Origin of the sequence: Sphingobium sp. (assembly GCF_033795625.1) — a bacterium.
Taxonomy (GTDB): Bacteria; Pseudomonadota; Alphaproteobacteria; order Sphingomonadales; family Sphingomonadaceae; genus Sphingobium.
The window spans coordinates 1-509 of sequence record NZ_JARYGI010000154.1 but is presented as its reverse complement, the minus strand read 5'-3'; the positions used below and the strand labels follow the sequence as shown (position 1 = coordinate 509).

Sequence of the window (509 nt, the reverse complement as noted above, 5' to 3'; positions counted from 1 at the left end):
CCTATAATGGCAATCAGAGCGCGGCGCGGGCGCTGGGCGATATCGCCGGCCCTGCGCAGAACGGCGGCGACAGCGCGCCTCCCAGGCCAACGAATCTTGACACCCTCAAGCAAACCTCGGCGATCGGCACCGCCTCGGCCCGCATGATCGGCGACCGCAACTATCTCGTCACCGCCGGCGCGATCATTCCCTGCACGCTCCAGACCGCGATGGACAGCAGCGTGCCGGGCTACACGACCTGCATCATTCCGCGTGACGTCTATTCCGACAACGGCCGCGTGGTGCTGCTCGAGAAGGGCACGCGCGTCTTCGGCGAATATCAGGGCGGATTGCAGCGTGGGCAAAACCGGCTGTTCGCCATGTGGACCCGCGCCGTCACGCCGCGCGGCGTGGCGATCGACATCGCCTCGCCGGCCTCTGACCCGCTCGGCCGCGGCGGTATCACCGGCAAGATCGACCGCTTCTTCTGGCAGCGCTTCGGTGCCGCGATGCTGTTCAGCGTCCTCGAC

General features: G+C 67.4%; 1 protein-coding gene. It reads left to right on the top strand.

Annotation, left to right across the window (positions count from 1 at the left end):
• On the top strand, positions 1–509 hold a 509-nt coding region (locus tag QHC67_RS19130; protein ID WP_319296757.1), incomplete at both ends, for a TrbI/VirB10 family protein.